We start from the raw sequence: 13,995 nt of genomic DNA on the forward strand, positions 1-13,995 counted from the left end.
TCAAGCAGCGAGGTTCGCCTGCGCCGGACCGGCGGGCTCGGCCGGCTGGCCCGGCGCGGCGCCCGCGAAACCGCGCGCCACCACATCGACCACGCCGGAGACCGTGCCGGCCTGGATCATCTGCATCACCGAGACCGGCCGCCCGAGCGTCTGCTCCAGCGCCTCCGCCAGTTCGACCGCCATCAGCGAATCGAGGCCGAGCTCCGACAGGGCGCGGTCGGGCTCCACCTGGGCGGGCGGCGAGCCGACGACGCGGGCGACGCTGTCGGTGACGCAGGCCAGGATCGCGGCGCGGCGCTCCTCCGGGCTCATGGCGGCCAGCGCATCGGCCATCGATCCGGCATCCTGGCCGATCACCGCCATGCCCTCCGGGATCAGCTCGGAGAAGCGCGGCGTGCGCGCGCCGGGCAGGCTCTGGCCCAGCCGCAGCAGGTTGAACTGAGCGGCCGAGACCACGCCGGCCCCCGCGGCCATCAGCCGGCCGAGTTCGGCCAGAATGACCTTCGTCGGCGTCGCCTCCATGCCGGCGCGCTGTTCGAGCAGGCTCTCCACCTGCGCGTTGCGGGTGAGGAAGCCGCTATCCTTGATCGCGCCCCAGCCGACGGACAGCGCCGGACGCCCCGCCGCGCGCCGCAGCTCGGCCAGCGCGTTCAGGAAGCTGTTGGCCGCGACATAGACGGCCTGGCCGGGATTGCCGACGACCACGGCGGAGGATGAGAACATGACGAAATGATCGAGCTCGTCCTGCAGCGTCGCGCGGTGCAGCGTCCAGGCTCCGAGCATCTTGGCCGCCATGACGTCATGCATCAGCCTGCGGTCGACCTTGAGGAGAGGGGCGTCCTCGATCAGCGCGGCCGAATGGATCACGCCCCGCAGCGGCGGCATGGTGGCGCGCACCTCCCGCAGCACAGCTTCGAGCGCCGCGGCATCCGAGACATCGGCCGCGAAAGCGCGCGGGGCGGCGCCGGCCGCGTGCATCCGCGCCAGCCCGGCCTGCGCCTCCGCCGTGGCATCGCCGCGACGGGAGACGAGCGCCAGCGAGCGCGCGCCCTGCGCCACCAGCCATTCGGCGGTGGCGAGGCCGACGCCGCCGAGGCCGCCGGTGACGAGATAGGTGGCATCGGGCCGGATCAGCCCGGCGCCGCTCGCCACCACCGTCAGCCTGTCCTGCGGCTCGGCATCCAGGGCGATCACCAGCTTGCCGACATGGCGGGCCTGCTGCATGGCGCGGAAGGCTTCCGCCGCGCGCGAGATCGGCATGAGCTGATGCGGCAGCGGGCGCAGCTCGCCCCCGGACAGCGCCGCGACGATCCGGGCGAAGACGCGCTGCGCCAGATCCGGCCGCTCGACCAGCAGCGTATCGGCGTCGATCCCGAAATAGCTGAGGTTCTGGCGGAACGGCCGCAGGCCGATGCGGCTATTGGCGTAGAGATCACGCTTGCCGATTTCGAGGAAGCGGCCGAAGGGCTTCAGCACCTGCAGCCCCTTGGTGATCGCCTCCCCGGCCAGCGAGTTGAGCACGACATCGACGCCCTTGCCGCCGGTCAGCCGCATGACGTCGTCGGCGAAGGCGAGCGAGCGCGAGCTCAGCACATGATCGGCGCCCAAAGTCCTGACCAGCTGCTGCTTGTCGTCCGAGCTCGCGGTCGCGAAGATCACCGCGCCCTTCAGCCTGGCGATCTGCAGGGCGGCGAGGCCGACCCCGCCCGCCGCACCATGGATCAGCACGGATTCGCCCGGCTGGATCCGGGCGAGATGGTCGAGCGCGTACCAGGCCGTGACGAAGGCGGTCGGAATCGTCGCCGCTTCGGCGAAGCTCAGGCCCGCCGGGATCGCGGCGGCGCTGTCGACGCTGGTGGTGACATGGCTGGCGAAGCAGGAGGAGGCGAAGGCGATGACGCGGTCGCCCGGGCCGAACGCGGTCACGCCCGGCCCGACGCGCACGACCTCGCCGGCGCATTCCATGCCGATGGTCGGCCCCGAAAACCCTTTCTCGACCGCCTCCTCCGGCAGCATGCCCATGGTCCAGAGCACGTCGCGGAAATTGAGCCCCGCGGCCCGTATCGCGATCTCGATCTCGCCTCGCCCCGGCGCGCGACGCTCGATCTCGCGCAGATGCAGCGAGGCGATGCCGCCGGCCGGCAGGAAATCGAGGCGGAAGGGCCGCCCCTCCCCGCCGGCCGTGGCCCGTTCCGGAGAGGAGGCGAGGCGCGTCTGGTCGGCGATCGAGCTTTCGCGGGTGCGGTGGACGTAGCGGCGCCCGCCCTCGAGTAGGGTCTCGGTCTCGTCGTCGCGGCGAAGCAGGGCCTGCGCCAGGCTCCTGCCGGCGGCGAGATCGCCGGGTTCGGCGTGGAGATCGATCAGCCGGCCGCCGATCGCGACCTGCTCATTGGCGATGACGCGGCTGACGCCGGCGATCGTCGCCTGGAACGGATCGCGCGGGGCGGCTCCCGAGGGGCTGGCGAAGGCGCCGCGCGTGACGATGGTCAGCACCGCCGCCACAGGCGGGGCAGCCGCGTCGACGGGGCGAAGCTCGAGAGCGCGGGCGAGCTGGATCGCGCTGAGGCAGCGCATCTCCTGCCGCGCCAGAATGCCGGCCTCCTCGCTGGCGGCCTCGGCGAAGCCGGCGAGATGGACGAATTCGACGGCGAGCGGCTCCGCGGCGACGATGGTCGCGAGATCCTCATCCGTCGGCTCGGCAGGCAGTTCGTGGATGGCGGCTCCGCCGATGCCCTGCAGCGCGTCCGCCAGTGCTGCGACCAGCGGGCAGTCGCGCTCGGCAGGCCCGATGACCAGAGCGCGCCGGCCGGGCAGGCGCGGCTCGGGCGCCGGTGCAGGCGCAGATGCTTTGGCGGGGCGCCGCACCAGCAGCAGCGCATGAAGCGCCGTCACATCCCCCGGCAGCGGGCCGATCTCGAAACCGGCCGCAGCGAGCCCGGCCGCGACATCGTCCGCAGCCGGAACCCGGCGCGAGAGCTGGAGCAGCGTGGCGAGCCGGCCGGGCTGCGGCAGGACCAGCAGGGCGACCCCGCCCGGCACCAGCAGCCTGGTCAGCGCATCCGCCGAGACCTCTGCCGAGGCGATGGCGAGGTCGAAGCCGGTCTCCTCCAGCGTCTGCGCCTCGGCGACGGCGCCGCGCAGGAAGTGGTAGCCGGCAAAGCGATTGGTGGCGCGGGCCACCGCCTGTTCGGACGGATCGGTTAACAGATAGTCGCTGCGCGCCGGCGGCAGGACCGGCAGGATCGCGGCAGCGAGCCCGCCGGTCGCGCCGGCGAGCTCGACGATGCGGATCGCGCGCCCCTCGGGCCAGCGGGAGACGAGCACATGCACCGCCTCGGCGGCCAGGGCATTGGCGGCCATGCGGGTCGGTGCCGTGTCTTCCAGCGCCTCGGCCATGGCGAGGGTAGGCGCCTCGCTCTCGCCGGCGATCCAGGACGCCAGCATCCGCCCGGCACGGCCGAGCGCCACCAGCTCCGCGGCATAGGCCGGCTGGGCCAAAAGGAGGTCGCGGCGCAGGCTCTCCGGGTCGGGCGGCTCCACATCCCTGGTCCAGGCATGGACCGGGGTCTGGCCGAGCTCGCCACGCTGCAGGAACCCATCCTCGACGGCGATGTCGAGCAGGGCCTGAAGCCGCGGCAGACGATCCGGCGGGGTCCCCGCGGCCTCGGCCAGCGCGGCCAGAGTGAAGGGGCGGCCGGCGGGGGCGAGGCTGCGGAGCGCCGTCACGGCATAGGCGGCGACGAGCGCATCGAGCCCGGGCCGAACCGTCTCGGCGAAGCCGGCGCCGCCACCGGCCGCCGCGATCAGCGTGAGCCGCGGCCGCAGCGCATCGGCGATCTCCGCCAGCGGCGGCAAGGCGAGCTTGCCGGACCGGGCGAGCGGCCAGGCCGGATCGGGGCGCCAATCCTCGGTCAGGATCGGCAGGGTCGCGGGCTTGAACTCGACCTTCTGGAAACGCCCCTCCTCGAGGAGGAGCACGACCCGGCCCTGCGCGTCCGTGACGGTGAAATCGGCCACGCCGGTGCGGGCGTTTTCGTGCCTCAGCACGACACGGCAGAACAGCCGGGCGGGCAGAGGCGCGAAGCTGCGGATCCGGCCGAGCTGCACCGGGATCGTCGCGCAGTCGCGCGGGTCGTTCTGTTCGATCAGCGAGATCAGCAGCTGCAGGCAGCCGTCGAGCAGCGCCGGATGGCTGCGGTCGGCGCCGATCGCCGCCTCCGGCAAGGCGATCTCGCCCAGCGCCCGGCGTTCGCCGGCATCGGGCTGCGAGAGGGCGATCGACACCACCCCGCGAAAACGCGGCCCATAGACCAGCCCGCGCCTGGCGCAGCCCGCATAATGCGCCTCCGCCCCGATCGTCACCGCGAGGCCCGAGCGCAGCGCCGCGATGTCGAGCGGCTGCGGCGCCTCGCATCGGTCCGGCCGGCTGATGCGCCCGCGCGCATGCTCGGTCCAGCTCGTGCTCTCCGCATCGGGACGCGAGCGGATGCGCAACGTGCCGTCCGCCGCGTCGAGAGCGAGCTGGATGATCGGCTCGGCGCCGCCGCCCAGGACGAGCGGCTTCAGGATCTCGAAGGCCTCGACATCCACGATGCCCTCGCCTGCCGTAAGCGCGGCCTGCAGCGCGAGCTCGACATGGCCGGCGGCCGGAAAGATCGGTGCCCCCTGCACGACATGGTCGAGCAGATCGGCATGCAGCGCGTCCTGGATCGTATTCGTCCAGAGCCCGTCGGCGCCCGGCGTGCGGACGCCGAGGAGCAGATGGTCGCGCTTCGTCGGGTTGAACGCGTCGGGGACCTCCCAGCCGCCGCGCCAATGCGTGCTGCGGTTCCAGGGATAGGCCGGCAGCCGCGGCGGATGCAGCGGGCGGCTGTACAGAGCGTCGAAGGCCCCGCCGCCGGCCGCGTGGATCGCGCAGATCGCGCCTTGCAGGGTCTCGCGCTCCGGCGCCGGCCTCGCCTCCGTCGGGCGGCGCAATGTGGCGAGCGCCGCGACGCCCGGCCGCTCGCAGGCCTTGGCGATCTGCACGACATAGTCGCGCAGCACCGGATGGGGGCCGATCTCGACGACGATGTCGATGCCGTGCCGGGTGATGGCGCTGCGCGTGGCGGCCTCGAACTGGACCGGGGCGCGGATGTTGCGCCACCAGTAATCGGCATCGAGCGTCGAGCCGGGGACGAGCTCGCCCGCGACCGTGGAGATGAAGGGTATGTCGCCGTCGCGGGGCGAAAGGCCAGCGAGATGGTCGCGCAACGGCGCCTCGATCTCGTCCATGGCGGCAGTGTGGAAGGCATAGTTCAGCGGCAGCATGCGCGCGAAGCGGCCTTCGTCGGCGAGGCGATCGCACAGCGCCTGCAGCGCCGCGGCATCGCCCGCGACGGTGACGGCATGGGGGGCGTTGACCGCGGCGATCTCCAGCCAGGCGGGATCGGCCTGGAGCAGCGCCCGCGCCTCGTCCGGGGTCGTCGACAGCGCCGCCATGCGCCCGCGCCCGGCCGTCAGCGCCTGCAGGCGGCTGCGCTGGAAGATCACCAGCGTCGCCTGCTCGCGGCTCAGCGCGCCTGCGAGATGCGCGGCTGCGACCTCGCCCACGCTGTGGCCGAAGGTGACGGAAGGCGTGATGCCGGCGGCACGCAGCACGGCGCAGAGCGCCACCTGCTGGGCGAAGAGCAGCGGCTGGGCGATCTCGGTCGCGGCGATCGGCACATCGGCCTGCGGACGCGCCATCATCTCGATCAGCGACCAGCCGGCGAGCGGCGCGAAGATCGCGTCGATGGCCTCGAGCTCGGCGCGGAAGATCGCGCTTTCGGCCAGGAGCTCGCGGCCCATGCCCCACCATTGCGGGCCATTGCCGGAGAAGCAGAAGGCGACGCCGCCCGCGCCGGCGGCACGCGCCCGCGCCAGGCCGGGCTGGCTCTCGCCCTCCAGGAGCCGCTCCAGCTTCGCGGCGGCCTGTTCGGCCGTGCTCGCCGCCAGCACCAGCCTGTGCTGGTGCCGCGCCCGCAGCAGGGCAGCGGTCGCGCAATAATCGCGGAAGCGGGCCGGGGGCAGCCGGCGCAGCGCTTCGGCATGGAGCGCGACGGCGCGGTCGAGCGAATCCGGCGATTGCGCCGAGAGCACCAGCAGATCGCCCCAATCCTCGGCGCCGGCCGGCCGCTCCTGCGGCTGAGCCGCGGCCCGGTCCGGGTGTGGCCGGTATTCCCGCAGCACGACATGGGCGTTGGTGCCGCCGAAGCCGAAGGAGTTGATGCCGAAGACGAGCGGCGCAGCGCCGCGCGGCAGGGGATGCGCGCTGTCGACGACGCGGATCCGGCCCGCCTCGAAATCGATCTTCGGATTGGGCGTGTCGAAATGCAGGTTGGCGGGGATCTCGCCATGGCGCAGCGCCAGCAGAACCTTGGTCAGCCCCGCCATGCCGGCCCCGGATTCGAGATGGCCGATATTCGATTTGACCGAGCCGATCAGGCAGGCGGAGCCATCGGCCCGGGGCGTGCCGAGGACCCGGCTGATCGCGCCGCATTCGATCGGATCGCCCGCGGCGGTGCCGGTGCCATGCGCCTCCACGTAATAGACATCCTCCGGCGCGATGCCGCATTCGCCATAGACCCGGCGCAGCAGCGCCTCCTGCGCCTCGCCGCTCGGCAGCGCCATGCCCATGGTGCGACCGTCGGAATTGACGGCGGTGGCGAGGATCACGGCGAGGATCTCGTCGCCATCGCGCTCCGCCGCGGCCAGAGGCTTGAGGATCGCGACGCCGCCGCCCTCGGCCCGGACATAGCCCTTGCCATCGGCGTCGAAGCTCTTGCAGCGCCCGTCGGGCGAGAGCATCGACGCCTGGGCGAAGCCGGCGAAGGGGCGCATGCTGCCGAGAATGTTGACGCCGCCGACCAGCGCCGCGCCGCAATCCCCGGCCGCGATGCTGCGGCAGGCCTGGTGGAGGGCGACGAGGCTGGAGGAACAGGCCGTGTCGATCGACAGGCTCGGCCCATGCAGGTCGAAAATGTAGGAGATGCGATTGGCGGCGATGCTCAGCGCGCTGCCGATATTCGTGTAGGCATCCGGGCTGTGGCCGATCATCGTCGCATAATCATTGGCGGAGATGCCGATGAAGACGCCGGTGCGGCTGCCCGCGAGGCTGGCCGGCACGATGCCGGCCGATTCCATCGCCTCCCAGGCGAGTTCGAGGAGCAGCCTGTGCTGCGGATCGACCTGGCGCGCCTCGCGCGGCGACATGCCGAAGAAGTCGGCGTCGAACTGGTCGATCCGCTCCAGGAAACCGCCGGCTTTGGTGTAGATCCGTTGCGGCGACTGGCTGCCCTGCGTGTGGAAGCCGAGATCCCAGCGGCTGCCGTCGACCTCGCCGACGCAATCGCGCCCCTGCGCGAGATTGAGCCAGAGCGCATCGAGATCCGGGGATTTCGGATAGCGGCCGCTCAGCCCGACGATGGCGATCGGCTCCTGCGCGCGCGCCGCCGTTCCGCCCGGCACGGGAGCCGCACCGCCAGAAGAAGCCCGTGCCGCCTGCGCCGTTCTCGCGTCGAAATCGATCATGCTGAAGTCCTCGAACCCGCTTCTGCCGGCGATGCGAGGCCGTCACGCCCGGGCATCACGCCGCATTCCCGTCGAACCGCCCGTTCCTGGCCGGTATTTCCATATATGACGCAGCGTTCGTTAAATTTCTGGTTGCCGCTAGGCCTGCCCCAGATGAGCGTAAGACCAACTTTAATTTTGGCTTTCTGGATCTTCGTAAATCTGCCTGTACGGCATTTTCGCTTGGTCGGTTTCTGTTGGAGAGGGGTTCGCAAAATGGCTCGGCCTTGGCGTAGCGCGCGGGGGATGGCTATGGTCGGCGCCTCATCGCGCCGGCGCTCGCAACGCCGCGCAGCCCGTCCATGCCGCGGCCCTTGCAGCCGCGCCGAGGTGAAGCCATGCGTCCCAATCTCACCATCGACCCGCAGCGCCTCTGGGACACGCTGATGGACACCGCGCGGATCGGCGGCACCTCCAAGGGCGGGATCCGGCGGCTGACCCTGAGCGAGGAGGATCGCCAGGTGCGGGACTGGTTCCGCACGCAATGCGAGGCGCTGGGCTGCACGGTCGCGACGGACGAGGTCGGCACGATGTTCGCCCGGCGCGAAGGCAGGGACCCGCAGGCGCTGCCGATCGCCATGGGCTCGCATCTCGACACGCAGCCCACCGGCGGCAAGTTCGACGGGGTGCTCGGCGTGCTGGCGGGGCTCGAGGTGCTGCGCACGCTGCACGACATGGATTATCGCACCCAGGCTCCGATCGAGCTGATCAACTGGACCAATGAAGAAGGCAGCCGGTTCTCCCCGGCGATGCTGGCGTCGGGGGTGTTCGCCGGGGCGTTCACACGGGAAGAGGCCTATGCGATCAGGGATCGCGACGGGATCAGCTTCGCCGAGGCGCTCGAGGCGAGCGGCTGCCGCGGCACGGAGCCGGTGGGCGAACGCCGCTTCGCCGGCTTCTTCGAGCTGCATATCGAGCAGGGCCCGATCCTCGAGAAGGAGGGCGTGACGATCGGCGCCGTCACCGGTGTGCAGGGCATGCGCTGGTACGACGTCACGGTGATCGGCCAGGATGCGCATACCGGCGCCACGCCGATGTATCTGCGCAAGAACGCGCTGCTCGGCGCGGCGCGGATCATCGACGCGGTCGACGCCATCGCCCATGCCCATGCGCCGGATGCCGTCGGTACCGTCGGCTATCTCGAAAACCGGCCCAACAGCCGCAACGTTATCCCCGGCGAGGTGTTCTTCGGCGTCGATCTGCGCCATCGCGACGAGGCGGTGCTCGACGTGATGCAGGCCGCGTTGGAGGCGGAGCTGGCGCGCATCCTGCCGCCGCTCGGGCTGGAATGGCGCTGCTCCACGCTCTGGTCCTCACCGGCCGTGGCCTTCGATCCGCGCCTGATCGATTGCGTGCGCGAGGGGGCCGCCGCGGCGGGATACGCCACGCGTGACATGGTGTCGGGCGCCGGCCATGACGCCGCCTATATCGCCCGCGTCGCACCCACCACCATGATCTTCGTGCCTTGCGCCGGGGGCATCAGCCATAACGAGGCGGAATCGGCGAGTTTCGACGATTGCGCCGCGGGCGCGCAGGTGCTGCTCGAGGCGGTCCTCGCCTATGACCGCAAGCTCGCGGGCTGAGCGGCCTCAGCGCCGGCGGATCAGCGCCCAGGCCGGGGCGAGCCCATAGGAGACGACAGGGATCAGCAGCGCGCCGAGGACGAGGCCGACCAGGCCGGAGCCGAGGGCGTTGACGAACCATTCGCCGATGGCGCCGGCCCAGGGCGCGGCGCGGCCCGCGGCGGCGGCGACGTCATGGATGAGATGGGCCGGGCCGGCGATGCCGTATTCCTCGAGCCCATGCACGATGATGCCGCCGCCGACCCAGATCATCGCCGCCGTGCCAACCATCGCCAGCACGGCGAGGAAGACCGGCATGGCCCGCACCAGCAGCCGCCCGAGAGCCCGCGTCACACTGCCGAAGGCCGAGCCATTGCCGTTGCGGGCCATGGACAGCCCCGCATCATCCGCCTTCACGATCAGCGCGACCCCACCATAGACCAGCACGGTGATGCCGATGCCGACGAAGGCCAGCACCAGGGCCTGGCGCCACAGGCTGCCGGGCGGGATCGAGGCGAGGGTGATCGCCATGATCTCGGCCGAGAGGATGAAATCGGTCCGCACCGCGCCCGCCACCTTCTGCGCCTCGAGCGTGGCGGGATCGACGCCGGCGACGCCCAGCGCCGCCTCATGCGCATGGGCCTGATGAGGGAAGAGCGCGCCATAGAGCTTCTCGGCGCCCTCATAGCAGAGATAGGCCCCGCCCAGCATGAGCAGCGGGGTGATCAGGAAGGGCGCGACCAGGCTGAGCAGCAAGGCGGCGGGCAGCAGGATCAGCAGCTTGTTGCGCAGCGAGCCGCGCGCGATCTTCCAGACGATCGGCAATTCGCGCGCCGGCGAGAAGCCGACGACATAGCGCGGCGTCACCGCCGCGTCGTCGATCACCACGCCGGCCGCCTTGGCGCCGGATTTCGCCGCCTGGCCGGCAATGTCGTCGAGCGACGCGGCGGCGAGTTTGGCGATCGCCGCGACATCGTCCAGCAAGGCAACCAGGCCGACGCTCATCTTTCACCATCCTGTTTTCAAAAATCCTGGGACAGTTATGGGCAGGCTCCCGGTATTTCGCCAGCGCGACGCGGCGCGCACCCCGTCTGCGTCGGCCCGGGGCGCAAAGTCGGAACCATCGGCCCGCTGCCTTGTTGCCTCAGCACAACCACATCTGGGGCCAAACCATGACACCTTTGGAGCTCGGCATCGTCCTCACCTGCATGGCCGCCTTCGGCGCCTGGCTGAGCAGCCCCGCAAGGAGCTGAGCGGCTGCACGCGACCTCGCGCAACCCGGTTGCGCTGCGCCTCCGCGCCTGTTTAGATCGATCCAAAGCGCGCATGGAGCGGCGACGGGATGGATCAGCGGGAGCCTGCGGCGATCAGGACCTTCGGCGATGAGCCGGAGCGCCGGGTCACGCTGACCGATATCGCGGCCGCCGCCGGCGTCTCGCGCGCGACCGTCTCCCTCGTGTTGCGCGAAAGCCCGTTGGTGCACCGGGAAACGCGCGAACGGGTCAAGTCCGCCATCCGCGCCCTCGACTACGTCTATGACCGCGGCGCCGCGCGGATGCGCAGCGGCCACTCCCGCACCGTCGGCGTCATCGTCGTCGATCTCACATCCTCCTTCTATGCCGAGCTGACGGCCGGCATCGACGCCGCGCTCGACCGCGCCGGGCGGATCGCCTTCCTGGCGAATACGGGCGAGGATCTGGCGCGCCAGGCGCGGGTGCTGGCGCGCTTCCGGGAGCAGGCGGTCGACGGCGTCATCCTCTGCCCGGCCGAAGGCGCCACGCCCGACACTTTGCGCCTGATCAGCGACCATCTGCCCTGTATCCAGGTGCTGCGGCAGGTCGGCTCCGGACTGGCGGATTATGTCGGCACCGACAACAGGCTGGGCACGCAGCTCGGCACCGCCCATCTCATCGCCCAGGGCCATCGCCGCATCGCCTTCGTCGGCGGCGAGGCCGATACCTCCGTCGCCCGCGATCGCAAGGCCGGCTATGCCGCGACCATGCAGGAGGCCGGGCTCGTGCCGCGGATCCTGTCCTGCCCCAACACCAAGGCCGCCAGTGCCGCCGTGGCGCGCGCCGCTCTGCTCGGGGACGAGCCGCCGACAGCGCTGATCTGCTTCAACGATCCCACCGCGATCGGCGCCATGCTCGGCACTCATCAGGCCGGCCGCGCCCCCGGCCGCGACGTCGCCATCGTCGGTTTCGACGACATCCAGGACGCCGCCTTGAGCTACCCGGCCCTGACCAGCATCGCGATCGACCCCGCCGCGCTCGGCCAGGCGGCGGCGGATCTGCTGCTCTCGCGCATCGAAAGCCGCGGCGGGCCGCGCCGCCAGATCATCGTGCCACCGCGGCTGGTGGTGCGGGATTCCAGCGGGTTTCGCCTCGACGAGACCCGGCCATCGCCCCGGCTGACGCTGGCTGGAGGCGGGGGATGAGCGACTGGGCGCGGCGTCATCTCTACGAGACCATGCTGCCCTTCTGGGCGCGCCGCGCCTATGAGCCCGAGACCGGCGGCTTCGTCAGCGCGCTGTCGATGACCGGCGAGCGCCTGCCGGAGGCGATGCGTTCCTGCCTGGTCCAGGCGCGCTGCCTCTATAGTTTCAGCCAGGCCGCGGTCGAGACCGGGGAGCGCTGGGCGCATGAGGCGGCGGAGCGGGCCTTCGCCTGCCTGCAGGCACGGTTCCGCCATGGCAGCGGCCTGTGGGTCACCGCCGCGGCCCCGAAACAGGATGGGCCGCGCGATGAGCGGCTGGATTTCTACGACCAGGCCTTCGTGCTCTTCGCCCTCGGCTGGTGGGCCCGCATCGGCGGCGGCGCCGCGGCCCTGGCGCTGGCGGAGGAGACCTATGCCGCCCTCGACAGGGTCCTGGGCGATCCCGCCGCCGGGGGCTGGCTGGAGGACGATGCCGGCAAGCTGCCGCGCCGCCAGAACCCGCATATGCATCTCCTCGAGGCGATGCACGCTCTCGACGAGGCCGGCGGCGGGCCAGCCTGGCGCCGGCGCGCCGAGGCGATCGTCACACTGTTCCTGGACCGGTTCCTCGATGCCGAGACGGGGAGTGTGCGGGAATTCCTCACCGCCGATCTGCAGCCGGCGAGCGGCGAGGCCGGGGAAGTGCGCGAGCCCGGCCACGCCATGGAATGGGTCTGGCTGCTTCTGCATCACCAGCGGCTGACCGGGGATGCGCGCGTGCTCGGCCCCGCCCGCCTGCTCTATGGCACGGCGCGGCGCGACGGCTGCGACGCCAGCGGCCATCTCGTCGAGATCACCGGCCGGGACGGCCGGGTGCGCGACGGCTCCCATCTGCTCTGGCCGCAGACCGAGGCCGTGAAGGCCGCGCTCGCCATGCATGAATTCACCGGCGTCTCCCTCGGCGAGGCCGAGGCCTTCCTGCAGAGCCTGCGGCGCACGCATCTGCGCGCCCTGGGCCCGCTCTGGATCAACCGCCTCACGGCGCAGGGCGAGCCGCTGACCGAGATCGTGCCGACACGGCTCCTGTATCACCTGGTGATGTGCCTGACGGAATATCTGCGGGTCGCCGGCAGCGGAGCCGGGCAGCCCGCCCCAGCCCGTGAGGAGAGCGCGCGCCGATAGACAATCCGAGATCGTCCCCGGCCCGAAACAGGAGCGCGCCGCAAGGCTCGCCCAGCAGAACCATGCGCTCTCGACAGTATCTGTCGAGATGAATGAGGCATGGACACTGCCGAATGCTTTCAAATACAGCAGTAAATGTGATATTTCAGATTGCTTGGATCGATCTAAATTGCCATGATCCCCGCCGAGCCCCGCAAGAGGGCCACAAGGGAGAAACGCAATGACAAGGACGATCATCACCGGTCTGCTCGGCGCGACACTGGCCCTCGCGGCCTTGCCGGGCGCGGCCCAGGCGCAGCAGACCATCGAGCTGCACGGCGCCTCGCAATTCAACGACGACCACGCCTTCACCAAGGCGCTCGCGAAATTCGGGGAGTCGGTCAAGGCCTGCTATGGCAAGCCGATCAACTTCGTGCTGCACAAGAACAGCGAACTCGGGCTCGAGAAGCAGTATTTCGAGTATATGGCCTCGGGCAAGGCGGTCGATTACGCCATCGTGTCGCCCGCGCATATGTCGACCTTCTCGAAGGCCGCGCCCTTCATCGACGCGCCCTTCCTGTTCCGCGACCTCGCCCATTGGAACAAGGTGCTCGACCAGGATCTGCTGAAGCCGATCGCCGACGAGATCGCCAAGCGCTCGGACGTGATGCTGATCGGCTATGCCGGCGGCGGCACGCGCAACATCTTCGTCAACAAGCCGGTCAAGAGCATGGACGACATCAAGGGGCTCAAGGTCCGCGTCCAGGGCGCCCCGATCTGGAGCCGCACCTTCCAGGCCGCCGGCATGGCGCCGACGGTCATCGCCTATAACGAGGTCTATAACGGCATCCAGAACGGCGTCATCGCGGCCGGCGAGAACGAGGCGGCCGGCGTCGAGGCGATGCGCTTCTACGAGGTGGCGCCGCATCTCGCCATGACCGAGCACGCCATCACGATCCGCCCCCTCGCCTTCTCCGGCAAGACCTTCCGCAAGCTGCCGAAGGATCTGCAGGATTGCGTGATCAAGGGTGGCAAGGAGGGCGGTGCCCATGGCCGGCAGGTCGAGTCGAGCGAGGATACCGCCAAGCTCGACGCGCTCGAAAAGGCCGGCAAGCTGAAGCGCGTGCCCTTCGCCGACCGGGCGGCGATGAAGAAGGCGGTCGATCCGGTGCTGATCGAATACGCCAAGGAGATCGACGCGGCCTCGATCCTCGAGAAGATCAACGCCGTCCAGTGATCCGATCCGCCTGAACCCCGGCCGCCGGAG

6 protein-coding genes are annotated in these 13,995 nt (G+C 70.8%); 4 read left to right on the forward strand and 2 right to left on the reverse strand.

Going from position 1 to position 13,995, the window contains the following annotated elements:
* Entirely contained in the window at positions 1–7,551 is a 7,551-nt protein-coding gene (locus ASG72_RS03025) for a type I polyketide synthase (protein ID WP_056708771.1), read from the reverse strand.
* Positions 7,552–7,928: 377 nt separating this feature from the next.
* Between ASG72_RS03025 and ASG72_RS03030 the strand changes: the two genes are divergently transcribed.
* A complete protein-coding gene (locus ASG72_RS03030) occupies positions 7,929–9,173 on the forward strand; it encodes a M20 family metallo-hydrolase (RefSeq protein ID WP_056708773.1) in 1,245 nt (414 codons plus the stop codon).
* Between the two features lie 6 nt (positions 9,174–9,179).
* On the opposite strand, the gene ASG72_RS03035 is transcribed toward ASG72_RS03030, so the two are convergent.
* A complete protein-coding gene (locus tag ASG72_RS03035) occupies positions 9,180–10,157 on the reverse strand; it encodes a DUF808 domain-containing protein (protein WP_056708775.1) in 978 nt (325 codons plus the stop codon).
* Between the two features lie 337 nt (positions 10,158–10,494).
* Between ASG72_RS03035 and ASG72_RS03040 the strand changes: the two genes are divergently transcribed.
* From ASG72_RS03040 to ASG72_RS03050, 3 genes are all read left to right on the forward strand, one after another.
* Positions 10,495–11,589, forward strand: coding sequence for a LacI family DNA-binding transcriptional regulator (locus tag ASG72_RS03040; protein ID WP_056708778.1), 1,095 nt, complete (start codon positions 10,495–10,497; stop codon positions 11,587–11,589).
* Positions 11,586–12,749, forward strand: a complete 1,164-nt coding sequence (locus ASG72_RS03045) for an AGE family epimerase/isomerase (protein ID WP_056708781.1) — start codon at positions 11,586–11,588, stop codon at positions 12,747–12,749. The genes ASG72_RS03040 and ASG72_RS03045 overlap by 4 nt, the downstream gene beginning before the upstream one ends.
* Positions 12,750–12,969: 220 nt before the next feature.
* Positions 12,970–13,965 carry a TRAP transporter substrate-binding protein gene (locus ASG72_RS03050; RefSeq protein WP_056708786.1) on the forward strand — a complete coding sequence of 332 codons (996 nt, stop codon included), beginning with the start codon at positions 12,970–12,972 and terminating at the stop codon, positions 13,963–13,965.
* Positions 13,966–13,995 lie beyond the last annotated feature (30 nt).

The sequence above is a fragment of the Allobosea sp. Leaf344 genome (assembly GCF_001426225.1).
GTDB lineage: Bacteria > Pseudomonadota > Alphaproteobacteria > Rhizobiales > Beijerinckiaceae > Allobosea.

Excerpts from the sequence above, each read along its gene's own strand:
- ASG72_RS03025 (WP_056708771.1), bottom strand. The coding sequence starts at position 7,551 with ATGATCGATTTCGACGCGAGAACGGCGCAGGCGGCACGGGCTTCTTCT.
- ASG72_RS03030 (WP_056708773.1), top strand. The coding sequence starts at position 7,929 with ATGCGTCCCAATCTCACCATCGACCCGCAGCGCCTCTGGGACACGCTG.
- ASG72_RS03035 (WP_056708775.1), bottom strand. The coding sequence starts at position 10,157 with ATGAGCGTCGGCCTGGTTGCCTTGCTGGACGATGTCGCGGCGATCGCC.
- ASG72_RS03040 (WP_056708778.1), top strand. The coding sequence starts at position 10,495 with ATGGATCAGCGGGAGCCTGCGGCGATCAGGACCTTCGGCGATGAGCCG.
- ASG72_RS03045 (WP_056708781.1), top strand. The coding sequence starts at position 11,586 with ATGAGCGACTGGGCGCGGCGTCATCTCTACGAGACCATGCTGCCCTTC.
- ASG72_RS03050 (WP_056708786.1), top strand. The coding sequence starts at position 12,970 with ATGACAAGGACGATCATCACCGGTCTGCTCGGCGCGACACTGGCCCTC.